The following is a 23,629-nucleotide window of genomic DNA, read 5'->3' on the forward strand; positions in this document are numbered from 1 at the left end:
ATGGCACTTTCGGAAAATGTGAAGCTTGGTGCAGGCGCCAAGCTTTCATACAGAGTTGGTGGTGGCAGCGGAGCTTTTACGTTGCTGCCAAATGCTTTAGTTATTGGGCCTGTGGGGGCGCAAGGCGGATTTGTGGATGTCACTCCAATTATGGAGATTACTGAAGAATCAATTCGCGGTCCTTTGACAGCACCTGAGCTTCAGATGGAGTTTAACCATCAGCCCGGCAAAGAAGCCTATGCAACGTTTCTTGCTACGGCGCGTGATCGTACTATTGATCAGATAGAGATTCAGATTGATTACTCCACGGGTGACCGCTGTACTCTCGTAGCAATTCCTAACGGCGTTCAGGTCGCAAGCCCTGAGCGTTCAGTGCAACAAAAGGCGACTGTGTTTCTAAAGCAGTCAGGCGATGAAGTTTGGTCAACGGCGGCTTAAGGTATGTCATTTTCATTTTCGGAATTAAAAAAGGGCTCGCTCAAGTTAGCGCCGGTACCGGTTGATGTAAGCGGGGTGAAAGAGCCGATTATTGTGCATCAGTTTTCTGCAGCGCAAATGTCCGTAGTGATGGCTGACCATGAAGGCGAAAGCAGCGATGCGGAAATAGTTTTGTTCAACAGGCTTTTAATTTTTTTGAACGGTTTTGATTACGTGCCGACTGAAGAAGATCGCGCAATATTGGTAGACAATTTTGCGCAATGGCAAATCCGCGAGTTGTATTCAAAGGTGTTAAAGCTTAACGGGTTCGGCCCGGATGCATTGCGAGAAGCGGAAAAAAACTAAGAATGGACCCTGAACTTTTGTTCAGGGTCCGTCTCGCTGCGATGTTCGGTTGTCCTATCTGGCAGGTGGGGGAATTGGTGCCTGCCAGCGAATTGCCAATATGGCGTGCTTTCTACAATCGGGAGCCTTGGGGGTTTGAGGCGAACGATATGTTATCCAGTAAAAATGCATACCACCACGCGCTCACTAGTGGCCGCGTTCAACCAGGTGTGACATATCACGATTTTATGTTTACCGACCCCTACGAATCACTAAGTCTCACCACTGAACAATACGAAAGCTTGGACGAAGATGAGCAATTAGCTTATGCGCGTCGGCAGGTTGCCGCCGCAAAAAAAGCAACCGGCTCGTAACTGCTGCAATTATCACAGGCGTTGAAAAGTGACTAAGAAAATCATTGAAACGTTTATTACTGAACTGAAAACGGAAGGGGCAAAATTTAGTGCTGGTCTTGGTAAATCCCTGAAGGAAGCTGAAAAATGGGGTGAGCGTGTTACTAAAATAACCAGCGGTATTGTCATTGGCGGAATCGGAAGCACTGCTGCATTTACTGCAGGTTTGGCCGCAATCACAAGGGGGGCGATTGAGACAGCAGACGCATTTGATGAGCAGTCACAGCGGGTAAATATTTCTGCTGAAGATTTAAGTGCGTATGCGTATCAAGCCCAATATGCCGGTGTGGCGCAAGAGGAATTAAACGCTGCCTGGGTGAAGTTGAATAAGACTTCATCGGATGCCTATTTGGGCGTTGGCAAGGGCGCGGATGCATTTGAGAAGTTGGGTATTAGTGCGGAAGGTGCAGACGGAAAAATAAAAAGTAATGCCCAATTGATCGGCGAGCTTGCCGATAAATTTCAAGACTTTGAAGATGGACCGCTTGAAACATCCATCGCCATGGATATTTTCGGCAAATCGGTTGGCCCCAAATTATTACCAATGCTGAACGACGGTAAGGAGGGTATGGAGGTGTTTAGGGAAGAAGCTGAGCGCATGGGTAAAATTGTACGTAATGACACCGCTGCAGCAGCTGGTCAATTCAACGATAACTTGGACAAGCTGCATAACTCTATCGATGGTTTAGGTTTGCTTATCGCGCAGGAAGCGCTGCCTACTCTTGTCGAGCTTACCGACACCTTCAATGATCCGGACACCCAGCAAGGGCTAACTAATATTGCTGTTGGTATTTTGAATATTGGTGCAGCCATCGTTGACACAATGGTTGAAGCTGCAAATTTCTCTCGATGGGTCGGTGAGGAAATTGCCTCATATTCTGGAATTCACAGTGACGATATTGTGCGTCTGGAGCAGCGTCGGGACCAAATACTTACAAGCTTAAACGGCGATATTTGGGACCGTTTCACCAAGGGCGGTAATACTGATTTTGTTGATTCAATTTTTGGTGATAAGGGTAAGCTGGAAGCGCGGCTGCAGGATGAATTAAAAACGATTGATGGAATGTTAAAAGAGGCTTACCAGGCGCAACAGCGCGAAGCGGTAGCGTCTCGCACTGCGGCAGCGAATGCTGCCAAAACACCTCCTCCTGAAAAGGAAAAAAAATCCACGTTCAATATTCAAAGCGCGTCCTCCAAAAAGAATTCCGAATGGGAGCTTGAGCAGCAAAAGGAAATGCGTGAAGTAATGGACCGTGAGAATCGAGCGCGCGAGGAAGCTGATAAAGAAGTGCAGATTCAGCGTGAAAAATTTTCTCGCATTCATGAGGAGGCTTTGGAAGCAGATAAAAAAGTTATCGATTTGGAAAGTTATCGCTACAAGCGACAACAGGACGAACTCGAAAAAGAGCTGGCCGATTTAAAGAAAAAGGGTCTGTTGACTGCAGAGCTGGAGGCAGAATTTCAGACTGCGCGTGAAGAGCAAGAGGCCACCCACCAAAGTCGGCTTAAGGAGATAAAAAAACAGGCTGCTGCAGATGAAGTAAAAATGCGGCAAGTACAGTTGGCCGGTGCGGAAACATTGTTTTCATCATTGGGTGATCTTGCTGAAGAGTTTGGAAGTAAAAGCTCCCGGTTGCGCAAAGCGTTATTGATCGCTGAAAAGGCGGCATCTATAGCGAGGGCAACCATTGCAATTAAAACTGGTATCGCGGAAGCAGCAGCAAACCCGTGGCCAACCAACTTAGCTGCAATGGCTACAGTAGCGGCTGCGACGGCTGGGGTGCTTACTGATATCAAGTCGGTAAATGTCGCGGGGATCGCGCATGGTGGTCTCGACAATGTTCCCAAAGAAGCTACTTATCTGCTGGATAAGGGTGAGCGAGTTTTAAGTCCGCTACAAAACCGCGACCTCACATCGTTCCTAAAGTCTGGTGGCGGTGGCGGCGGGTCAATAAAAATTGAAGTAATTAATAGCGCAACCAATCAGGCAATGGAAGCTGAGGCATCGATGATCAATGAAGACACATTGCGAATTGTTTTGAAAGCGGTTGATCGCCAGCTTCGAGATGACCTTGGTAATGGTCGTGGTGTTTTTCGACAAATGGAAAGCCGCTATGGCTTAGCTGTTAAGGGGGCTTATTAAAATGAGTTATCCAATTTGGCCCGAGTCACTTCCCCAGCAATTTATGAGAGACGGTTTCGCTAATTCCGGTGAGCTGCCAGTTCGCCGGCAACAAATGGAATCGGGTCTTGATCGTGTTACGCGAGTTTCTTCATCGACAATAAAAACCAACACTTATTCAATCGTAGTTGATGAAAAACAGATGGCAGATTTTTGGAGTTTTTTTGAAAGGGATGCAAATGCTGGTGCTGATTTAATTCAAGCACCGATGTTAACCGGCAACGCTGTCGGCATGCATTTATGCAGATTTACAACTTACCCAACTATTGCCAGGCATGGTGTTAAGTGGAAGATCTCTTTCACGTTAGAAACTGATGAACAATTTATTAATTGGAGTTGATATGGCAAGGCTTTTAACAGGTACATTGTTTCTTCCTGATGGTTCGCCATTGGCAAATGCGACAATTTATCTCACTTCCAAGCGGAATGAGATAGCTGGAATTGTAAAAGGTTTGGATGGTGCGTTTACCACTAACGCTGGCGGCCATTATTCGCAAAGTGTTCATGAAGGCTTTTACCAGGTATCGATTAGTCATCCTTTGGCTGGAAATCCATCCCGCCGTTGGAACTTGGGCAACATTCAAGTAAGTGCGGGTGCTGCAATATCAATCAATGACCTGCTGCAATTTTCTGAAGACGCGCAAAATCCGATTGCGAATGAAATTCAGCAAATGTATGAGCAGATTATTGCGGCGCGTGATGCTGCCCAATTGTCGGCTATGGCTGCAGGAACTTCGGCAACTGCAGCTTCGGCGAGTGCAACCTCTGCAAGTGGATCGGCCACTTCTGCAGCTGGTGCTGCCACTACTGCAACCACGAAAGCCGGTGAAGCAACCACTGCGGCGGCGACTGCAACGGGTGCTGCTACTACTGCAAACGCGAAAGCCGGTGAAGCCACCACTGCAGCAGGCACTGCTGTTGGTGCTGCAACGACTGCGACAACAAAGGCCGGTCAAGCTTCGGCTAGTGCAACCGCAGCTGCTGGTTCGGCTTCCAATGCCGCTGCAAGCGCTGCCTCTGTTGGTGGCGTAGTGACTGCAGCTCAATCTGCCAGAGATGACGCTATCGCCGCTAAAAACGCTTCGCAGGGCGCAGCAGGCGATTCCATTGCGGCGGCGGAACTTGCAGGTGAATCTGCTGGGACTGCAACTACAAAAGCCGGTGAGGCTACCGCTGCAGCAGCAACAGCAACCGGCGCTGCAACAACTGCAACAACTAAAGCGGGCGAGGCTTCAACCAGTGCAACTGCGGCGGCGGATTCGGCTGCTAGTGCAGCTGCAAGTGCTTCCTCGGTTGATGGTGTAGTGACTGCAGTTGAATCGGCAAGAGATAAAGCTGAGCAATGGGCAGAAAATGATGAAGAGGTTGAAGTTGAGCCAGGAAAATACTCTTCCAAGCATTGGGCTATGAAATCCCAAGATGCAGCGCCTATTGAATACTCCCTTGAAATAACGGATGCAAGTTCTTTTGTTGCTGGCAAAAGTGATTCGATAGGTTCGTTCGGTGTGCATTTTCGAAAGCTGTATAACCACTGTTGCGTGTCTGGTTATTTTGTTGTTACTACGGCGCTTGGGGCGCAGTCTAGACATATTCTTTTTTCGCCGGTCAATGCAAGCGCTAATCAGGTGCCGTTGCCTAGATATGATGTTGGTGCATTCAAGTTCGTGAGGAATCCAGCGCTGGGTAGTGCCGCTCTTCTTGATGGAGTGGTAGTTTTGTTTGCCCATGGAGATAACGTTGAACTCAGGGTGGACCTCCTTGCTTCTGGTATTCAGAGTTTGGCTGTTGGAACATATTATTTCAGCGGGGCTTTTTCTTTATGAATGATTTATCTCCTGCTCAGAAAGAGGCGTATGCACGCGCTAAAAGCAGTGTCGTTGATTTGTTTAGTTTTGAATTGCGTCACTCTGCTTTTCCGCAACCAATTCGCATGATTTCTTATGACTGTGATGTGAGGGTACGGCTTGAGGATTATGCACCTGCAAACCCTGGTGAAGTGGTTGATTTTATGGGGGTAGCCTTTAAGGCTCCCCAAGAGTCAATTAACACTGAACCGGGTAATAATTTTTCTGTGTCTGTTGGTGGTATTTCCTCGCAGGCGTTGCCTTATCTGGCGGTGGCCAGCGATTCGTTGGAGCCAATTTCTGCGACTGTTCGATACGTTGCGTTGGATACGCGATTGTTGAGAAAGCGTGATCAAGTGCCTAGGTTGGATGCCGTTATCGGTGTAAGTAGGCCGTCTGAAATGCAAGTTAAAAATGTTTCAGTAAGCATGCTGGTTGTGCAAATGACTCTTGGTTTTACAAATTTGAGCGGTCGAACTCTTGATGTTTGACATTGCGCCGTATCAGTTTCTGGAATGGAATGCGGAAACTTTTTGCTGTGGTGATTACGTGTTACTGGTTTTGCGTGATTACAAAGGCTTAAAGGCTCCGCCAGTTAATTACCAAGGCTCAACCCCCCTTCATGCTGCAATCGCGTTAAAACATTCCCCTCTTAGAAAACTATTCAAACCAATCGAAAAGCCAAAACCATTTTGTGTGGTGGAGCTGCAGCAATTTAAATCTGCGGACCATGTTGGTGTGTGCGTTGAAATTGATGGGGAGTTAATGGTTACGCATTGCGAGCAGCTGACCGGTGTTGTCATTAGCACCTTTAATGAAATTAAAGAGACTTACAAAATACTGGGTTTTTATGAATGCAATTGCTAATTATCGTGGTTCACTTTTTGGTGACGACGCAAAAGAGTATCAAATTCGTGTGGGTATGACTGTAATGGATTGGCTGCGGGAGAGTGGCTATTGGGAAAAAATGCATGAATGCCCAATGGTAGTTATCCTGAATGGCGTAGAGTTAATGGAAGCCGATTACGGGACTGAAATTAAAGCGGGTGACGTTGTAGAAATTCAGCAATTTCCGCGAGCTGCTGCAGTAGTGAAATTTATTTACTGGGTTTATGTGGTGCTGATGATTGCCAGCGCAATCTACATTCTCACTATGCCTGAACCGGGATTGCCTGAAACTGCGGATATTAAAGAGGGCTCCCCGACTTATTCTGTCAGTGCGCGCGGTAACCGTTATCGCCCGGATACCAAGGGGCCAATTCTTTACGGCACGCTCCGGATTGTTCCTGATTTTGATCAGCCCGCATTTTCTACTTACGATGCAAACAATGATCAAACCTTGCATTTAATTTTTCGAATAACGCAAGGCATTGCAGATGTGAATGTGCCTTCAATTACGTTTGAAGATACACCGCTCTCTAACTTCCAAGGCGTGCAGATTGAAGTTATTCCGCCAGGTGAGGTTCCCACGATTTTTCCGTCTGGCGTTATTGAGTCGAACGATATCAGCAATATTGAACTGCTCGATGCAATTACCTCCGCTTACGTTGTAAATGACGTTGGCACAAAGGTTACAAAAATTGCGGTTGATGTTACTTCGCCGGGTCTTGCTGTCCAAAGTCGTAGCACTGGGGAGCTGTCGGTAAAGGTTGTTGAGTTCAATGTGCAGGCCCAAAAAATTACTGATACCAATGCGCCCGATGGTGGCTGGTTTTCTTTGGGCATTGGATCGTTATCGGGTTCATCGCGCGATGCAATCCGCCGCACATTTGAATATGCTGTAGATCCCGGACGCTACCAGGTACGACTGCAGCGGCTAACCAGAAAAGACGATTCCCAGTACGTTCAAGATAACGTGACTTGGGCAGGATTAAAGGGGTATTTGCATGATCCCGAAGATTCTAGCCCTAACACTCGATTGGCGATCGCCATCCGTGCGAGTGAGCAGATTGGCAACCGCGCATTAACCGATATGAGTGTGGTTTGTTCGCGCCACTTGCATAAATGGAATCCGGTTGATGGCTGGGATCAAGAACTTTCATTAACTAATTCCATCGCGTGGGCCATTGCAGATTTATGCCGCGCGAATTACGCCGGTAATCGTTCGGATTTGAATTATGACCTGCAGCGACTTTATCAGTTAGCGCAACAGCTTGACCCGTTGGGCCATGAATTTAATGCTTATTTTGACACTGAGGGCGTAACGGTTTGGGACGCTATTGTTAAAGCCGGTACACCTGGTCGCATTACGCCGATTGATAAGGGTGGGTTCTATACATTCGTGCGTGATGAGCTGCAGACTGTTGCAGTGCAAGCATTCACCATGCGCAACATTATTCGTGGAAGTTTTCGCATTGAGCACGCTACTGTACTTGAAGAAACTGCAGACTCGGTGATCGTTAAAATTCAGGATGAAGATAACGATTTTAGAGTGAGAGAGATACCTTGCGCCTTGCCCGATAGTGCCTCACTTAACCCGCGAACGATTGAATTGTTTGGTGTGACGAATCCTACCCGCGCAAAAGAATTGGGCATGTTTATCGCGGCAACAAATCGGTACCGGCGCAAGCAAGTATTTTTTGATACCGGCATCGAGGGCAGGATTCCGTTTTATGGCTCGCGTATTGCGATTAGCCATTGGTTAATTGGTGCCGAAGGGGTACGGCAGGTATCGGGTGATATCGTCGATTTTGACGGTGTTGATGTGCTTAGATTGAGTGAGCGTATTAAACCCGGATATTTTACCAATCCGCGTATCATCATGATTGATCTGGATGGCAGGCCGCTACCGGCGTATGAAGTCGAATTAATTGATGAAAATTCATTGCGGGTTATCGGTAACACATACTGGGAACATGTTCGCTTTGAGTCGAATTACAAGCGGCCAATGTTTGTTTTGGGTGATGGTGCCGACCATGTGACCTATGCAAAAGTAACCAAGATTGAGCGGGATGGGGCTAATTTAAAAATCGAGGGATTTGTTGACGATCCGCGACCCTATATTTTCGGTGAAGATGTTATTCCGCCAGACGCAATTACTATTCCGGGGCCGCAATCAGCGGCCCCAGTTTTATCTGAGCTGCAGGCCCATTTGATCGGGTCTATTGAGCAGCCAATAGTGGTGCTTACCTGGTCGCTAAAAAACGCGGATAAGACAGACCTGCAGTTTAGTCTCGATGGCGGCGCTAATTTTCATCCTATCGATACGGGTTACGTTTACCAAAATCGTTATGAACACAGACCTGAGCCGGGCGTAATTGTTTATCGGCTCGCTGCAGTAAATTTATTTCGCGGCCCTTGGGTAACGGTGACTGTAGACACGCGTGATGTGAGCTTTGTGCCGCCTCCCAGCCCTTACGATTTGGTGTTGCGTGAATCGTTTATTGGTCCGGTGCTAAAGGTTAAATGGAAAAGCGATTCCTATCGCCACAGGATTGAAATTGTTGTACTGGGAGCGACGTTATATACCGAAATAGTTGAGGGGCTTAGTTGGGATTTTGCTGGCGAGCGTGCGCAGGAAGTTGGAATAGGGCGTGCATTCACTGTCAGGATTTTTGCTATTGGTCTTAACGGGAAATTGTCAGTGGGAAGTGCGCAGCTTGCGGTAAATAACCCCGCGCCGCCAATACTCTCAAATCTGGCTGTTGAATCATTTTTCGGTATGGCTTCAGTTACGTTCACATTTCCGGTAACTGTTGCTGATCTGGTGGGTATTAGCGTTTGGAAGTCGCCAGCGAGCGGCTTCGTTCCCTCGCAAACAAATTTAGTTGTTGATCGCACCATGAACCCCGTTATTGGTGTGCCGTTAGATGAGGCGGAAACTGCGTATATTCGTATTGCAGCAGTGGATGCCTGGGGTTTTCAGGGGTTGAATTACTCCGGTGAATACACAGTAACGGGCAAGGGGATTGACCTTGGGCCCATCTATGATGCATTGGCTGAACTGCAGGATGAGTTGGCCGGGGTCGATGCTGATTTGGATTTGGTGGCTGCTGCATTGGCTCAGGCCAAGAATGATCTGAATCAGGCAAAGACGGAATTAAACGCGGCTAAAGGTGATATCGATCAGTTGGAGGGAAAATTCCCGATAAAGACGGTTGATATCACTAACGATGCGATTACCGCCCCTAAAATTGCTGCCAATTCAATTGATGCCGATAAGATTGTTGCGAATTCAATTATCACCCCGAAGCTTGCTGCGCTGGCCATCACTGCAGAAAAAATTGCGGCCTTGGCAATTACTGCGGAAAAAATTGCAGCGGGTGCAATTACAGCTGACAAAATTGCGGCCAATGCAATCACCGCCGATAAAATTGCCGCTAACTCTATTAGCGGTGACAAGATTGTTGCCAACGCAGTTACTGCAGATAAAATCGCGGCGCTTGCAGTCACGGCTGGAAAAATTGCCGCAAGTTCAGTTACAGCGGATAAGTTATCGGTTAGTGATCTTTCTGCAATTTCTGCGTCGCTTGGAACCATTATTGCGGGGCTATTAAAAACAACTTCATCGAGCACGGATGCGCGCCTTGAAATTGATAGTAATGGTAGCTTTCCTCTGTGGGCTGGTGCAGGCATAAAAGATGCGACGAACGGTCAATTTTTCTATGACAAAACGTCGCAAACTTTAGTGATTCGCGAGCCTGCCACTGGCAGGCGTTTCGAGTTTCAGCCGTCAAGCTCGATGCCGTTCTGGTATGGTTCCGGCACCAAAGCCGTATCAAATGCGTGGATGTATTTTGATGCGAACAGCCAGCGACTTGTTTTAAGAAATATTCAGGCGACCAATGGTTTTGTTACTGAATTGCAGTCTAACAACTGGGTAAATAATTCCCTCGGCTGGAAATTATTTTCCGATGGTTCGGCGCAATTTAATAACCTGGTTATTAGTCGTCCCAATGTGGTTGCTCAGGGCACTTTGTCCCTTCCTGCAGCAACTGCAGTAACGGCTCACTTCGGTAATTTTAGGTCTGGTGCAAGTGGTGCTCAAACTACCTATTTTGCATCTCGATACAATGCACCAGAGTATTCTCAAAATGTTGATGGTTACTGGTACGAATCCTTCCCTGCTGGAGCTGGATTCGGGAGAGGGGGGTATTACGAATTTACTGTGAATGTTCCGACTTCCACTTTTAATCCGGAAGAGGTTGGGGTTGTAAACGGAAGGATGTTGACTGCGCAGGCCGTGGTTGTTGATTCTGAATATTGGTATAGCGGGGGTGCGCCTTCATATGGATATGAAACGCCGTGCAATGCGATTGTAAGTAGGGTTGCAAACTACGGGGCATCGGGTTCCTACATTCAAATTAGAATACAGGTTCCTGTGCCATTTAATCGGCATCCAAATATCAACGCAATTCAGATTAGAAGTATTAAGTGGGCCTTATCTGCATTCACTTAACGATAGATAAAAAAATAGCTTAGTGTTTCCACTAAGCTATTTTTGATTCTTAAATTAGAGTCTTTTCCATTTAAATCCAAGTAAGTTAATGAAGATACTTATACTGCAGCAAGCGTAAATCTTTTTCCTACTGCTTGAATTGCTCTATCTAATGTATCGATTTTAGTTGAATGGTTTAAATCTATAATTCTCTGCACTTCCTGCCTTGTTGTATCCATTCTTTTTGCCAAATCAGATTGGGTAATTCTTTGTTCAACCATGCTATTAAGTAACAGCACTTTTGCTTCGACACTTAATGGAATCTCTACCCAGTCGGCGTAATCTCCATCACTTGCAGCGGGTACAGTTCTTTGATCTTCAAAATAAAATTCAAAAGCGGTTAATAGTGCGTTTTTGGCTTCAGCTAAAGTTTCTTCTTTGGTATCGGCCCCGGTTAAAGCTTCGGGGATATCTGGAAATCGAGCAAAAAAGCCGTTTCCGTCTTTTTCGATGATTACTGGATATTTCATATATTTTCCTAGTCTGCCTAGAGACGTAGCCCCTTACGGGGCTATCACTAGATTTTAGTTTAATCCCAGTTGTTTAAGGATCGCCTTTCGCAGGCCTTCTCCTAATTCTTGGCTGGGATGACGTGGTAATGTTGACTGTTTGCCGTTGTAGTAGAGCTTAAGATGCTTTGAGCCATTTTGAACTTCTACTCCCTGCGACTCCAGCCATCGCCTGAATTCGCTTTGCTTCACCGTACCTCCATTCTTGTTGTTGTCGAGGCCAGTGTAAACAAAAAAGATTACACTATAAACATTTTTGTTTACTTTATTTTTGACCGCCAAGAACGCCCATTGTTTCGCTTGTGCTGAGCTTTTGTTTCGGCAAGCGTGTGGGTTTTAACCTCCCGCCGATCGTCGCTGATACATCTCAATTTGGTGCATAAAATGATCAAATCAAGGGTTAAAACAATAAAAAAAATCCTTATAAATCAAATGGTGCCATGTAGCGTTTGGGGTAAAATTTATTTGTTTAAGGTTTTGATTTATAAAGGTATAATGCTTGGCTACGAACCGAGCGGTCGGAGGTTCGAATCCTCCCGAGTGCGCCATATTAAAAAGCCCGCTAGCAATAGCGGGCTTTTTCTTTTCTGCCGCAGTGATTTTTATTTCCCTTCTGCACAATTTCCTTTTCTGTTTCTTAACTTCACAGCGCGGGTAACCGGACTTTTGTAGGCCGATCAATAAATTTATTTTCATCTTCAGCTCAATAAAAAAGTTATTGATGGGTTATTGCCTGAATTTTGCGCTATGAAATATTTGGTATCAGCATTCCATTTTTGACATCTGGAATTGCGATAAGCCAAACATTTGCTATACCCAATCTCAGGCGAGGGGGATTTATGGGGTGGATGTTGGCCTTGCCGCGACTATATGAGATGCAAGCGAGGGTATTGTGGAGCTTAAAAATTTAATTGATAACGCACAGAAGTTGCCGAATATTCCTAAAGTGGTGCAGGAATTGATTGAGAGTTTTGGTGACGAAAATATTAATAATGATGCAATTGCAAAGAAAATCAGTGCTGACCAGGTGCTGACAGCAAAAGTGCTACGCGCAGCAAACTCCGCGCATTACGGTGGCAATCGTAAAGTGGGTTCGGTTAGTGATGCAGTATTTATTCTCGGGTTTAACGCTGTAAGAACCCTGGTGCTGGCGTCGGGGATGACCGGGGCGTTCAAGGCGCCGGAGGGTTTTGATCTACCCGCTTTTTGGCATAACAGTTTTGCTGTTGCGGCGACCTGTAAATGGCTTGCAAAATTCTCCAAAGATGACGCTGAAACAGCGTTTACCTGCGGCATGATCCATAACATAGGTGAGTTGTTGATCCACATTTTATTGCCCGAAGAGTGTAAGGAGATCCAGAAAGTAGTGGATCGCGGTGCGCGTAATTCCGATATCGAAAAAAATGTATTGGGTTTTAATTTCCCGGAGGCGGGTGCTGAGCTGGCGAATCGCTGGAAGTTTCCAGATGCCATCGTAGCGGGCATCCGCTATCAGCTGGATCCATTAGCGGCACCGGAATTCTCGCGTTTTGCTGCCTTAATCAATATTGCTGATTACATTGTCCATGTGCATGAGAAGGGTAACGACGCTGATTTATTGGCGAACTTCCCGAATGATTTGGCCACCAGGTTGGGAATCAATATGGTGAAGCTGGCTGAGCGAATTGATGAAACCAACGATTTGATGGGTGGTTTTGACGAGCTGATCCACTAGCCTGGACTTTTAAAAGTTAACTACAACGACGGTGAGAGTCGAAGGCTCGCAGAAAGATGCGGGCCTTTTTTTCTTGCATGGTTCTTTATTGCCGAATTGCGCTGCAAGCTGCCAATGCATCCTGAAAGCAAGTTTCCAGTTCCGATGGTGTTGTTTTGCGTTTTATCGCCTCAAAAAACACGGTAGCTTGCGGATACTGGCGGCTTAAATACATTAACCACTGTTTTACACGATTGCCGCAGTTGCGCTCGCAATAAAGTGGGGTTGTGAGCCGATAATAATCGTACAGCATGGTGCAGATTTCCGGCCATGTCAGCGGTGTGTAATCTTCATTATTCAGGTGGGCTTTGATGTGACGGGCCAGGTCGGGGCGGGAGAGCAGGCCACGGCCAAGCATTACATCGACGCCTGCGGATTGCTCGCAACAGCGCAGGTAATCTTCTACTGTCCAGATTTCACCGTTAGCGACTACCGGGATTTTAAGTTCTGCGCGGATATCGGCAATGTAATGCCAATAAGCCGGTGGCTTGTAGCCATCAACCTTGGAACGGGCATGCACGGTGAGCTCATTGGCACCGGCGGCCTCTACAGCGCGGGCGTTATCCATATAGCTGCTGCGATCCTCATAACCCAGGCGGATTTTGGCGGTAACCGGGATTTCCACCGGAACTGCATCGCGCACCGCTTTAATAATGGAATAAACGCGATCCGGCGTGCGCAGCAAACAGGCACCACCTTCGTGAGAATTTACAGTTTTGGCCGGGCAGCCAAAGTTCAGATCAATGGCTTTGGCTCCATAGTTAACCAGCTCCAGCGCGTTGATAGCCATTGGCTCGGGTTTACTACCGAGCAATTGCACACGAACAGGTGTTCCGTTAGGCGTATTGCAACCGCTTTCCAATTCGGGGGCAAATTTATAAAAGACTTTATAAGGGAGTTTTTGGTCGGTAACGCGGATAAACTCGGTGACGCATCCATCTAACCCTCCGATGCGGGTCAGGATATCGCGTACGTGATGTTCAACAACACCCTCCATCGGGGCCAACATAATTCTCATGACGCTTGCTCGGTTTTACAAAAGGGCGGCATTTTAGCGGTATGTGGGCGGTTTTGGTTGAAATATTGTTCAACCCTGCGTAGATTGCGCGGCCTTTTTAGCTATTCCTATTTATTTATTATTGAGGTTCGCCATGACTTTACCCAACTTTCATGACCTGATTAGCGATAACCAGTTGCGCAAGGCCATTGAGTTGTTGGGTTATGAGCAGGCCACGCCGGTACAGGCAAAAGCGATTCCGGCGGCGCTGGCGGGTAAGAACCTGATTGTCAGTTCGAAAACAGGCAGTGGTAAAACAGTCGCTTTCCTATTGCCTGCACTGCAATCCATGCTGGCAAATGTATCGGTGAACCCCAGTTCGACGCGTATGTTGATATTAACTCCTACCCGTGAGCTGGCCCGCCAGATCGTAAAAAATGCTGAACAGCTATTGAAGTTTACTGGTATGAAAGTGGGAACCATTTGCGGTGGTGAAGAACTGAAATACCAGAAAGCCATGTTGCGTAAAAACCCGGAAATTATTGTGGGTACCCCTGGTCGCCTGGCGGAACATGTAATGCTGAAATCCACCGAATTTTCCGGACTGGAGTTTTTGGTGTTGGACGAAGCAGATCGCATGCTCGATATGGGGTTGAGTGAAGATGTGCTCAAAATTACCGCCAGCTGCCGCGCTGAACGCCAGACGTTGTTATTTTCCGCCACCATGGAGCAGAAAGGCTTACGCCACTTAATCAAGCAGGTGATTTTGGGAGATGCAGAAGAAATTTATCTCGACGAAAAACCCAACGCCATCATCCAGCAAATGATGTTGGCGGATGACTACAAACACAAAGAAAAACTATTGGTCGCACTTCTGGAAAAAGCTACCTTTGAAAAGGCAATTATTTTTACCAACACCAAAGTGCGCGCAACACAATTGGATAATTTCCTGCGCTACAACAAATACCGTGTAAGTTGCTTGCATGGTGATATTACTCAGGATCAACGCAAAATTGCTCTAGAGCATTTCCGCCAGGGGCGTACGCAATTATTAGTGGCTACAGACGTAGCGGCGCGTGGCCTGGATATTCCTGGTGTTGAATTGGTAGTGAACATTGATGTGGCGCATTCTGGTGACGAATATTTGCATCGTATTGGCCGTACAGGGCGCGCTGATGCTGAGGGCAGGGCGGTAACACTGGTAGATGCAAAGGAATGGAACCTTTGCAAAAGTATTGAGCGTTACCTGAACGTAACGTTTGAAATAACGGGTATGCCTGGATTGAAAGGAAAATACCAGGGGCCGGATAAAGTAAAGGCTTCCGGCAAAGCTGTCGGTACAAAAAAGAAATCGTCCAAAGATATCAAGACTGACGATAAAAAACCGAAGGTAAAGGTGCGCGAGCGAGATAAGAAAAATATTGGTAATCGCCGCGTTCCCACTGCGCTTAAAAATGCGGAGATCGTTGACGGTTTTGCGCCGCCGAAAAAGAAAATCAGTAAAACATTGGATGAAGCCGGTGAAGAATAAAACCGGTTTGCTGCGCGCTTTTAATGCTTCCCGGCTATGTCATTTTTAATACAAAGAAGTGATTGACCCAAATCAAAAATAAGCCTAGTATCAAATCAAGGGTGACGAACACAACCAGTAGTTGCCCGCTACAATCTGAACCACTATCGGTTGCTTTTTTCAAAGGCGATGTGGTTCAGAATCACAAACGAATTTAGTAGTTGCGGACGATGTTCGCGCGTAGATTTTATTCGGCCTTGCGTCATCTTTCTGTCACAGCCTTTTGTTTTACTTAATATGTTTTGTTGTGTGAACTGATGCCTGAATTGAGTATCTAAAACATTGAACAGCGTTATTTAACATTAAAGGGGAGGTGTATCGACAACCATGTAATCGACATTAAATAACTTGCGTAAATCGGGTGACTCACATCAACGGGTATTGCTTAAATGCTCGTGTTATTTACCGACCGAAGGGGATTATGATTTATGGCAAAAAAATCGCATGCCAGACGCAGTGCAAATCATCAACACTTTGACGATAACAACTATTCGACGTCACGGCACAAGTCGCGAAAGAATCCACGGACTGATGACAATATCGTCGACCTCAAATCCCGCTCGCAACAACTTGAAACTGCTTACTCTCCCCCTCGCTCTCCCCAACCGCTTCGTGCGAAGACAAAATCCCAGCAACAATATATCAACGCTATTAACACCCACATGCTCACGTTTGGTATTGGCCCGGCCGGTACTGGCAAAAGTTATTGTGCGGGTGCGTTAGCCGCTGAGGCGCTGGAATCCGGGCGTATTGAGCGAATTATCCTTACCCGCCCGGCGGTGGAGTCTGGAGAAAACCTGGGTTTTTTACCGGGGGATCTGGACCAGAAATTCTCAGTCTACATCGATGCCTTCCGCGATATTTTGAATGAGCGATTAGGGGCTGGCACCGTAGATTATTGTTTGCGCCACGGTCGCATAGTGGCTGCACCACTTGCATTCATGCGCGGCAAGACCTTTAACAGTAAAACCTTTGTGATTCTCGATGAAGCACAAAACACTAGCCCTGCGCAAATGAAAATGTTTTTAACGCGCATTGGTGAGGACTGTAAAGTGGTTATTAACGGTGATATCAAGCAAAGCGATATTCGTGGCCCCAATGGTCTGGCGGACGCAGTTGAACGTTTGCAAGGTTTACCTAATGTTTATGTGCATGAGTTTGAGCGTGAAGATATTGTTCGCAGCGGGTTAGTGCGCGATATTATTGATCGCTACGAAATCGCTGAAGAAAGTTAACCAGAAACCAGAAACCAGAAACCAGAGGGCGCCGGGCCGATATTGACAGGCACGCCCTCTGATTTTTCCTCTTGCATGACTTGCTTATTCGCAAGTGAGTCGCCATTCTGCGCGCTAATTTTTCCGTATCGATTATTACTATGAAAGATTTGCGTTGCCCTCTATGCAGACAGCCATTGCTATTAAATTCGCTGGGACTTACCTGCGAAAATCGTCATCAGTTTGACCGTTCCAAAGAAGGTTATTTCAATTTGTTACCTGTGCAAAATAAACATTCGCGCGAGCCGGGTGATGCAAAAGAGCAGTTGCAGGCGCGCCGCCAATTTTTGCAGGCAGGTTTTTTTGACCTGCTAAAGAAACGATTACAAACTTTGCTGTCCCCGGATATACAAACATTGCTGGATATAGGTTGCGGTGAAGGCTACTTCACCCATGCATTTGCCGAGGCTTTACCGCAAGCCCAGGTTTACGGTGTGGATATTGCTAAAGCCGGCGTGCGCCTTGCAGCAAAATCTGCGATTGATAAAAACCGCAATTTGTTCGCTGTGGCTTCCAGTTTTGATTTGCCATTTGCTGATCAATCTATGGATGCAGTGACTCGTATCTATGCTCCCAGTAAAGATGAGGAGTTATGGCGTGTAATAAAGCCGGAGGGGCTTTTGGTTATAGTTGCACCGGCTGAAAACCACCTGCTGGGCTTGCGCCAACGTATATATGCAGAAGTTCGTCCCCATGAATCGCCAGTTGTTCCAAATGGATTCAGGTTGATGGCGAGCGAAAGGCTCACAGACGAGCTGGTAATAAAGGATAAGGTCCTGTGTCAGGCTTTGTTAACAATGACCCCGTTTGCCTGGAAGTTAGCGGAAAACGTACGCATGCAGCTTGAAGCAGAAGGTTTGGTTGATCAGTTGGATTTCGGTATCTACTGTTATCAACGCGATAATTAATAGAGCAAAAATTAGCATTTCAGTTATAGTTGTGTGAAATTTGTCACAAAGATAAATTCTATTGTGGAATAAACGTTCACTAAGTTATGATGAAAATCTATTTTTGGATGTTTTTTGCGCCATTGCCAGGTGTTCACAAGTTGGTCGGGAGGGGTGAATGCCATAATGTTAGGGACGCTAACCAGGATTAATTTCTAACATTGATAAAATCGGAAATCACATTAATGATCCGTTCACTCTTTCAACCCGGTGTTTCGTTTAAAAAGTCACTTCTTTTTGTTTCCCTCTATGCACTTTCTTCCAGCGTTTTTGCCCAGGCAAATAACGTGAAAGATGCGGCCTTGAAAGCCATAGAATCCAACCCTGACGTGCAAGCCAGCTGGCATGAATTCAAAGCCTCGGCACTGGATGTGCGTGTAGCACGTGCCGGCTATTTGCCGTCAGTCGATCTCGCTGCAACATCAGGTGAAACTGCACGTGATTATGATGGTCGCGGGACTTATTCAACCGGTCAAGGGCAAGTGACGCTCACCCAGATGTTGTTTGATGGTTTCCGCACTTCGGGTGAGGTGAAGCGTATGGATGGTATTCGCCTGGTGCGCTACTACGAATTACTCAACACCGTCGAAACCACTGCGCTTGATGCAGTACAAGCGTATGAAGACGTAAAACGTAACCGCGATCTGGTGGCACTGGCGCGCGATAATTACGCCAAGCACCGCGAAGTGTATGCGCAAATTGAAGAGCGTGTATCTACCGGTGTTGGCCGCCGTGTAGACCTTGAGCAAGTGGCCGGGCGTTTGGCATTGGCAGAGTCCAACTTATTGACGGAAGCTTCCAATTTGCATGATGTCACCGCGCGTTATTTACGTATTGTTGGCCAGTTGCCTGCGGAAGAATTAAATCCCAGTGATCTCGCGGCGCAAAAATTGCCGGCATCCGTGCGTGAAGCATTGGTGTTGGCTTATCAGGGTAACCCGGGTTTTCATGCGGCAATAAAAAATATCAGTGCTGCGCAGGCGGCTGTAAAAGTTGAACGCTCTGGTTATTACCCGAAAGCGGAATTGCGCGCGCGCGGTGTGACTAACCGCAACCAGAATGGTTTTGATAATCGCAATGACCCGGATTCCTGGGGTGATGAAAATGCGGTTGAAGTGGCTATTACTTATAATCTCTACAGTGGTGGCGCCAATCGTGCCGCAGTGCGCCGCTCATTGGAACAAGTAAATCAAGCCAAAGATTTGCGCGATCAGGCGTGCGTCGATTTGCGTCAAACAACGCAAATTGCTTACAACGATTCACAACGTATTCGCGAACAATTAATTTCGCTGGAGCAACATAAATTATCCAGCGATAAAGTACGCACTGCTTACGCAGAGCAATTTAATATTGGCCAGCGCACCTTGCTGGATTTGCTCGATGCCGAGAATGAATATTTCCAGGCAAGCCGCGCATTGATTACTGCGAATGGTGAGTTGGAAGTGGCGCATGCGCGCTCATTGGCTGCGATGGGTAGCTTGTTGCCCGCATTAGGTATTGTGCGCGATGGTTTGGGCATTTTGCATGAGATTAAAGTAGAGGACTCACTGAATGTTTCTGAATCGGCATGTCCCGATGATGCACCCGCCGCATTAAGTCGCGCAGATCTCATCAGTAATTTAACTCCATTGAGTGGCGATGCATTATTCGATGTTGGCAGTTCTGAATTAAAGCCTGGTGCTGCACAGAAATTGGATAATGTTGTTGCCAGCATTAAGTCCACCCAAAACGTAGTGCAAATTAAAATCGAAGGCCACACCGACAACACCGGTACCGACGCGTTGAACATTCCGCTCTCCAAAGCCCGCGCCCAGCGAGTGCGCGATTATTTTATATTGAACGGATTGGAAACTATTCCGATGACGGTGGACGGTTTCGGCGCTACTCGCCCCGCAGCTGACAACAATACTGAAGCTGGAAAAGCAGCGAATCGCCGTGTGGATGTTACGGTAACGCGTAGCCGTTAATTGCGAAATTATCTGGCAGCTTCCTGAAAACGCATCAACTCTCCGGGATTGATGCGTTTTTTTATGCCGGCATAATGTGGTCGGGGAAAATCCCCAGCCAAAAATCTGTAGCGAAATTGCTAGAGCATACATCGCCATCTATATTACAGGGGCCTTATCACGTAACCTGCGAATTGGCTCTGGTTTATAGCGTTTTCATGAGTGACACGGAGCAATCATGACCCTTGATGTTCAACCCGCATTGGATTCCATCCCGACACAGAAGGGCGGCCCATTGCTTGAGTGTTTATTGATTATTGCCCGTGCGCACCAATTGGCTGCAACCCGTGAGGTTTTGCTGGCGGGTTTGCCGCTGGAGACCCATGACCTTACCCCTTCGTTATTTGCGCGTGCTGCGGTGCGTGCAGGCCTCACTAGCAAAATTGCACAACGTTCGTTAGGGCAATTGAACCCCGCGCTGTTTCCTGTGGTGTTATTACTGAATAACAATAATGCGTGTGTGTTATTAGCGCTGGAGGCAAACGGTGCACGCGTAATCTTCCCGGAATTGGGCGAGGCCAGTGTTGCCATTTCACTGGAAGAATTGACTGCGCAATATGCCGGTCGTGTTATTTATACGCGCCCCACCGAGCGTTTTGATGCGCGTGCATCAGATATCGGTAAAACTGCGAACCTGAAAAATCGCGATGCGCATTGGTTTTGGGGTGTTATCGCGCAACATAAATATTTGTATCGCGACGTATTGTTAACAGCGTTATTAATTAACTTTTTTGCGCTGGTATCACCGTTGTTCGTGATGAATGTGTATGACCGTGTAGTACCCAACCATGCGACCGATACATTATGGATTTTATCGATAGGAATGCTGATTGCGATTAGCGCTGATTTTGCATTGCGCATGATGCGAGCATGGTTTGTAGACCTCGCTGCAAGCCGTATTGATGTCACCTTGTCCGCCACTATTATGGAGCGGGTGCTGGGGATGAAATTATCCGAACGGCCCGCATCGGTCGGTTCTTTTGCATCGGGTTTGCAATCATTTGAAGCGGTGCGCAGTTTTATTTCATCAGCAACTATTTTAGCGTTAGTCGATTTGCCGTTCGTATTATTGTTTATGGTGGTGGTGCTGCTGATTTCATGGCCATTGGTTTTTCCGATAGTGGTCGGTGTTGTTTTGGTAATGCTTTACACCGCAGCGGTGCAACACAAAATGCATGTACTGTCTGAAAACTCCATGCAAGCGTCTGCACAACGCAACGCGACCCTGGTCGAAAGCCTTGCCAGTTTGGAAGCCCTGAAAGTATTGGGGGCCGAAGGGCGTATGCAAGCAATTTGGGAAAAAACAACGTTGCTGGTATCGCGCGTGGGCGTAAAAATGCGCTTGCTGTCCGGCTCTGTGGGCAATAGTACCGCCTGGATCCAGCAGGCGGTTTCGGTAGTTATTATTATTGTTGGTGTGTATCAAATTATTGAAGGCAATTTGAGCCAGGGTGGTTTGATTGCTGCTTACATGCTTTCATCGCGCATTATGGCACCCGTAGGACAAACGGCTGGTTTACTCATGCAATACCACAGTGCTGCTACAGCGTTGGCCGCGCTTGAACAAATTATGGAAAAGCCCATTGAGCGTCCATTGGATAAACAATGGATCAGCCGCCCGCGTTTGCAGGGTGGAATTGAATTTAAAAAAGTTGCTTTTAAATATCCGCACGATGAACGCGAAGTATTGCGTGATGTTTCATTCAAGATTAATCCTGGTGAACGGGTTGCAGTTCTTGGCCGCAATGGTTCTGGTAAAACCACATTGGAGAAATTAATTGCCGGATTATATGAAGCGAGTTCAGGGACTGTGTTGCTGGATGGTATTGATATTCGCCAATTAGACCCTGCTGAGTTGCGCCGCAATATGGGTTACGTTGCGCAAGATGTGAATTTATTTTTTGGCTCGCTGCGCGACAACATCGCCTTGGGAGCAAGTCACGCGACTGATGACATGATTTTAAATGCGGTACGTTTAAGTGGCCTTACCGAGTTTGTGAACCAGCATCCGATGGGGCTGGCTATGCCGGTGGGCGAGCACGGACAATTATTGTCCGGTGGCCAACGGCAATCCGTGAGTATCGCCCGTGCGCTACTGAATGATCCGCCGATCCTGTTAATGGATGAGCCAACCGGTTCTATGGATCACACCAGTGAAGAAGAATTCAAACGCAATTTATTGCAATTCGCCGAACACAAAACCCTGCTGGTGATTACCCATCGCACGTCATTACTGGAATTGGTGAATCGCATTATTGTCATTGATAGCGGAAAAATTATGGCGGATGGCCCGAAGGAGCAGGTGATAGAAGCCTTGCGTCAGGGCCGCATCGGGAGGGCTTCCTGATGGATCAGGCAAATGTTAATACTGATGTAAAAAAAACGACGCGCGACAAAATCTGGTTCGACAATATTGGTCGCTGGTTAAATAAATTGGGTATTCCCGCCAGTAAAATCATTGATAAAGCTTACGCACGTTGGCTTGATCCTTTACATGAACAACCCAAAGATTGGGTGACAGATTCGGATTGGGCACGTTTGCAACAAGAGCCAATTAAAGCGCGTTTGTTACTACGCATTATGGCCCTGATTATTTTTATTTTATTGCTCTGGGCTGCTTTTGCGCCGCTCGATGAAGTGGCGCGCGGCGAAGGCAAAGTCATTCCTTCATCGCAATTGCAAGTGATTCAGTCGTTTGATGGCGGTGTAGTACAAGAAGTATTGGTACGCGAAGGGCAAGTGGTTAATAAAGGCGATTTATTGTTGCGCATCGACCCTACGCGTTTTATTTCTACCTTTCGTGAAAATCGCGCTGAGTATTTGTCGCTGCAAGCGCGTGCGGCGCGTTTGCAAGCGTTGACCTCCAACAGTGCATTTAAATTGCCGCAGGATTTATCCAGCGAAGCGCCCGATATTGCAGCGCATGAAAGCAGCATGTACGAATCCAGCCGCAAGGAATTGGATGAACAATTAAGTATCGCACGCAGCCAATTGGACCAGCGCACAGAAGAATTAAATGAAGTGCGGGCAAAATTGACCCAGTCCAAACGCGCATTGGAATTGGCAACCCAGGAATTAAATGTTACTAAACCGTTACTGGCGAGCGGCGCAATTTCCGAAGTTGAAATTTTGCGTTTGGAAGGTGAAGTGGCAAATGCCAAAGGTGCGCGCGAACAAGCTGGCGCGCAGGAGTCGCGGTTAATATTGGCGATTGAAGAGTCGCAAGGAAAATTGCGTGAAACGGAATTGCTGGCGAACAATAAATGGCGCGCTGAATTATCGGAAGTGTTGAGTAAGATCGCTGCATTGAGTGAAAGTAGCACAGGGCTTGCCGATAAAATTAAATACGCTGAGATTCGTTCGCCGGTGCGCGGTACTGTGCAACGCGTTTTTACGAATACGGTGGGCGGTGTTGTGCAGCCCGGGCATGAAGTGATCGAGATGGTTCCGCTCGATGATGATTTGCTGGTGGAAGCAAAAGTATCACCTAAAGATATTGCGTTTTTGCACCCGGGGCAGGAAGCGATCGTAAAGTTTACCGCTTATGATTTTGTGGTGTATGGCGGTTTGCGCGGTAAAGTTGAACATATCAGCCCGGATACGATTACCGATGAAAAAGATCGCACGTTTTATATTGTCCGCGTGCGCACCGAGCGCGCCGGTTTTGATCCAACCTTGCCAATTATGCCGGGGATGATGACGCAGGTAGATGTGCTCACTGGTAAGAAAACCGTATTGGCGTATTTGTTAAAACCTGTGCTGCGTGCGCAACAAAATGCAATGACCGAACGATGACCCAACACCTGTTTATTGCGCCAGCGGATATCCAATCGCCGCGTTGGCAACAAGCATTTCCCTCCGCCCTGATTGCTCAGGATGCAACCCCTATCGCACAAGCCGATTTTGTGTGGATAGTGTTGCGCGACGAAAACGAT

19 protein-coding genes and 1 tRNA gene are annotated in these 23,629 nt (G+C 47.1%); 17 read left to right on the top strand and 3 right to left on the bottom strand.

What is annotated here, in order from left to right; genetic code table 11:
• From A596_RS05415 to A596_RS21955, 9 genes are read left to right on the top strand one after another with little or no spacing between them, the layout of a single operon-like run.
• On the top strand, nt 1-438 hold the full coding sequence (locus A596_RS05415; protein WP_039913151.1) for a hypothetical protein: 438 nt from the start codon (nt 1-3) through the stop codon (nt 436-438).
• 3 nt (nt 439-441) lie between these two features.
• On the top strand, nt 442-783 hold the full coding sequence (locus tag A596_RS05420; RefSeq protein WP_039913153.1) for a hypothetical protein: 342 nt from the start codon (nt 442-444) through the stop codon (nt 781-783).
• Between the two features lie 2 nt (nt 784-785).
• Nucleotides 786-1,136 carry a hypothetical protein gene (locus A596_RS05425; RefSeq protein ID WP_039913154.1) on the top strand — a complete coding sequence of 117 codons (351 nt, stop codon included), beginning with the start codon at nt 786-788 and terminating at the stop codon, nt 1,134-1,136.
• Between the two features lie 28 nt (nt 1,137-1,164).
• Nucleotides 1,165-3,318, top strand: coding sequence for a phage tail tape measure protein (locus A596_RS05430; protein ID WP_039913155.1), 2,154 nt, complete (start codon nt 1,165-1,167; stop codon nt 3,316-3,318).
• Between the two features lies 1 nt (nt 3,319).
• Nucleotides 3,320-3,697, top strand: a complete 378-nt coding sequence (locus tag A596_RS05435) for a hypothetical protein (protein WP_039913156.1) — start codon at nt 3,320-3,322, stop codon at nt 3,695-3,697.
• A gap of 1 nt (nt 3,698) precedes the next feature.
• The gene (locus tag A596_RS21945; RefSeq protein ID WP_052417255.1) at nt 3,699-5,180 is read left to right on the top strand and encodes a carboxypeptidase-like regulatory domain-containing protein; all 1,482 of its coding nucleotides are present in this window, start codon (nt 3,699-3,701) and stop codon (nt 5,178-5,180) included.
• Complete coding sequence (locus A596_RS21950) at nt 5,177-5,692, top strand: hypothetical protein (protein ID WP_052417256.1); 516 nt, start codon at nt 5,177-5,179, stop codon at nt 5,690-5,692. Before A596_RS21945 ends, A596_RS21950 begins: the two co-directional genes overlap by 4 nt.
• 58 nt (nt 5,693-5,750) lie before the next feature.
• On the top strand, nt 5,751-6,068 hold the full coding sequence (locus A596_RS05450; RefSeq protein ID WP_152600111.1) for a hypothetical protein: 318 nt from the start codon (nt 5,751-5,753) through the stop codon (nt 6,066-6,068).
• Nucleotides 6,052-10,599 (top strand): host specificity factor TipJ family phage tail protein, encoded by a 4,548-nt coding sequence (locus tag A596_RS21955; protein WP_052417257.1) that lies wholly within the window; start codon nt 6,052-6,054, stop codon nt 10,597-10,599. The genes A596_RS05450 and A596_RS21955 overlap by 17 nt, the downstream gene beginning before the upstream one ends.
• Nucleotides 10,600-10,697: 98 nt before the next feature.
• Here A596_RS21955 and A596_RS05460 read toward each other — a convergent pair whose 3' ends face one another.
• Together A596_RS05460 and A596_RS23870 are read right to left on the bottom strand one after the other, a co-directional pair.
• A complete protein-coding gene (locus tag A596_RS05460) occupies nt 10,698-11,108 on the bottom strand; it encodes a type II toxin-antitoxin system HicB family antitoxin (protein WP_039913158.1) in 411 nt (136 codons plus the stop codon).
• Between the two features lie 54 nt (nt 11,109-11,162).
• Nucleotides 11,163-11,339, bottom strand: a complete 177-nt coding sequence (locus A596_RS23870; protein ID WP_039914262.1) for a type II toxin-antitoxin system HicA family toxin — start codon at nt 11,337-11,339, stop codon at nt 11,163-11,165.
• Nucleotides 11,340-11,592: 253 nt separating this feature from the next.
• Here A596_RS23870 and A596_RS05470 point away from each other — a divergent pair.
• Nucleotides 11,593-11,695, top strand: a tRNA-Arg gene (locus A596_RS05470).
• 344 nt (nt 11,696-12,039) lie between these two features.
• On the top strand, nt 12,040-12,861 hold the full coding sequence (locus A596_RS05475) for an HDOD domain-containing protein (protein ID WP_052417258.1): 822 nt from the start codon (nt 12,040-12,042) through the stop codon (nt 12,859-12,861).
• An 85-nt stretch (nt 12,862-12,946) separates the two neighbouring features.
• Here A596_RS05475 and A596_RS05480 read toward each other — a convergent pair whose 3' ends face one another.
• The gene (locus tag A596_RS05480; RefSeq protein ID WP_039913159.1) at nt 12,947-13,918 is read right to left on the bottom strand and encodes a tRNA dihydrouridine synthase; all 972 of its coding nucleotides are present in this window, start codon (nt 13,916-13,918) and stop codon (nt 12,947-12,949) included.
• 133 nt (nt 13,919-14,051) lie between these two features.
• Here A596_RS05480 and A596_RS05485 point away from each other — a divergent pair, with 133 nt between their 5' ends.
• The 6 genes from A596_RS05485 to A596_RS05510 all read left to right on the top strand — a co-directional run bounded on the left by A596_RS05485 (nt 14,052) and on the right by A596_RS05510 (nt 23,489).
• Complete coding sequence (locus tag A596_RS05485; protein WP_039913160.1) at nt 14,052-15,428, top strand: DEAD/DEAH box helicase; 1,377 nt, start codon at nt 14,052-14,054, stop codon at nt 15,426-15,428.
• A 467-nt stretch (nt 15,429-15,895) separates the two neighbouring features.
• Nucleotides 15,896-16,702, top strand: a complete 807-nt coding sequence (locus A596_RS05490; RefSeq protein ID WP_039913162.1) for a PhoH family protein — start codon at nt 15,896-15,898, stop codon at nt 16,700-16,702.
• A 140-nt stretch (nt 16,703-16,842) separates the two neighbouring features.
• The gene (locus A596_RS05495; RefSeq protein ID WP_039913163.1) at nt 16,843-17,649 is read left to right on the top strand and encodes a putative RNA methyltransferase; all 807 of its coding nucleotides are present in this window, start codon (nt 16,843-16,845) and stop codon (nt 17,647-17,649) included.
• A gap of 224 nt (nt 17,650-17,873) precedes the next feature.
• Nucleotides 17,874-19,655 carry a TolC family outer membrane protein gene (locus tag A596_RS05500; protein ID WP_039913164.1) on the top strand — a complete coding sequence of 594 codons (1,782 nt, stop codon included), beginning with the start codon at nt 17,874-17,876 and terminating at the stop codon, nt 19,653-19,655.
• Nucleotides 19,656-19,872: 217 nt separating this feature from the next.
• Nucleotides 19,873-22,041, top strand: a complete 2,169-nt coding sequence (locus A596_RS05505) for a type I secretion system permease/ATPase (protein WP_052417259.1) — start codon at nt 19,873-19,875, stop codon at nt 22,039-22,041.
• On the top strand, nt 22,041-23,489 hold the full coding sequence (locus tag A596_RS05510; RefSeq protein WP_052417260.1) for an HlyD family type I secretion periplasmic adaptor subunit: 1,449 nt from the start codon (nt 22,041-22,043) through the stop codon (nt 23,487-23,489). The genes A596_RS05505 and A596_RS05510 overlap by 1 nt, the downstream gene beginning before the upstream one ends.
• The last annotated feature ends 140 nt before the right edge of the window (nt 23,490-23,629 follow it).

Source organism: Cellvibrio mixtus subsp. mixtus J3-8 (genome assembly GCF_000766945.1).
GTDB classification, from domain to species: domain Bacteria; phylum Pseudomonadota; class Gammaproteobacteria; order Pseudomonadales; family Cellvibrionaceae; genus Cellvibrio; species Cellvibrio mixtus_A.

Bases quoted from the DNA above. Each gene is read 5' to 3' on its own strand.
- A596_RS05415 (WP_039913151.1), top strand. From the start codon at position 1: ATGGCACTTTCGGAAAATGTGAAGCTTGGTGCAGGCGCCAAGCTTTCA.
- A596_RS05420 (WP_039913153.1), top strand. From the start codon at position 442: ATGTCATTTTCATTTTCGGAATTAAAAAAGGGCTCGCTCAAGTTAGCG.
- A596_RS05425 (WP_039913154.1), top strand. From the start codon at position 786: ATGGACCCTGAACTTTTGTTCAGGGTCCGTCTCGCTGCGATGTTCGGT.
- A596_RS05435 (WP_039913156.1), top strand. From the start codon at position 3,320: ATGAGTTATCCAATTTGGCCCGAGTCACTTCCCCAGCAATTTATGAGA.
- A596_RS21945 (WP_052417255.1), top strand. From the start codon at position 3,699: ATGGCAAGGCTTTTAACAGGTACATTGTTTCTTCCTGATGGTTCGCCA.
- A596_RS21950 (WP_052417256.1), top strand. From the start codon at position 5,177: ATGAATGATTTATCTCCTGCTCAGAAAGAGGCGTATGCACGCGCTAAA.
- A596_RS21955 (WP_052417257.1), top strand. From the start codon at position 6,052: ATGAATGCAATTGCTAATTATCGTGGTTCACTTTTTGGTGACGACGCA.
- A596_RS05460 (WP_039913158.1), bottom strand. From the start codon at position 11,108: ATGAAATATCCAGTAATCATCGAAAAAGACGGAAACGGCTTTTTTGCT.
- A596_RS05480 (WP_039913159.1), bottom strand. From the start codon at position 13,918: ATGAGAATTATGTTGGCCCCGATGGAGGGTGTTGTTGAACATCACGTA.
- A596_RS05485 (WP_039913160.1), top strand. From the start codon at position 14,052: ATGACTTTACCCAACTTTCATGACCTGATTAGCGATAACCAGTTGCGC.
- A596_RS05490 (WP_039913162.1), top strand. From the start codon at position 15,896: ATGGCAAAAAAATCGCATGCCAGACGCAGTGCAAATCATCAACACTTT.
- A596_RS05495 (WP_039913163.1), top strand. From the start codon at position 16,843: ATGAAAGATTTGCGTTGCCCTCTATGCAGACAGCCATTGCTATTAAAT.
- A596_RS05500 (WP_039913164.1), top strand. From the start codon at position 17,874: ATGATCCGTTCACTCTTTCAACCCGGTGTTTCGTTTAAAAAGTCACTT.
- A596_RS05505 (WP_052417259.1), top strand. From the start codon at position 19,873: ATGACCCTTGATGTTCAACCCGCATTGGATTCCATCCCGACACAGAAG.
- A596_RS05510 (WP_052417260.1), top strand. From the start codon at position 22,041: ATGGATCAGGCAAATGTTAATACTGATGTAAAAAAAACGACGCGCGAC.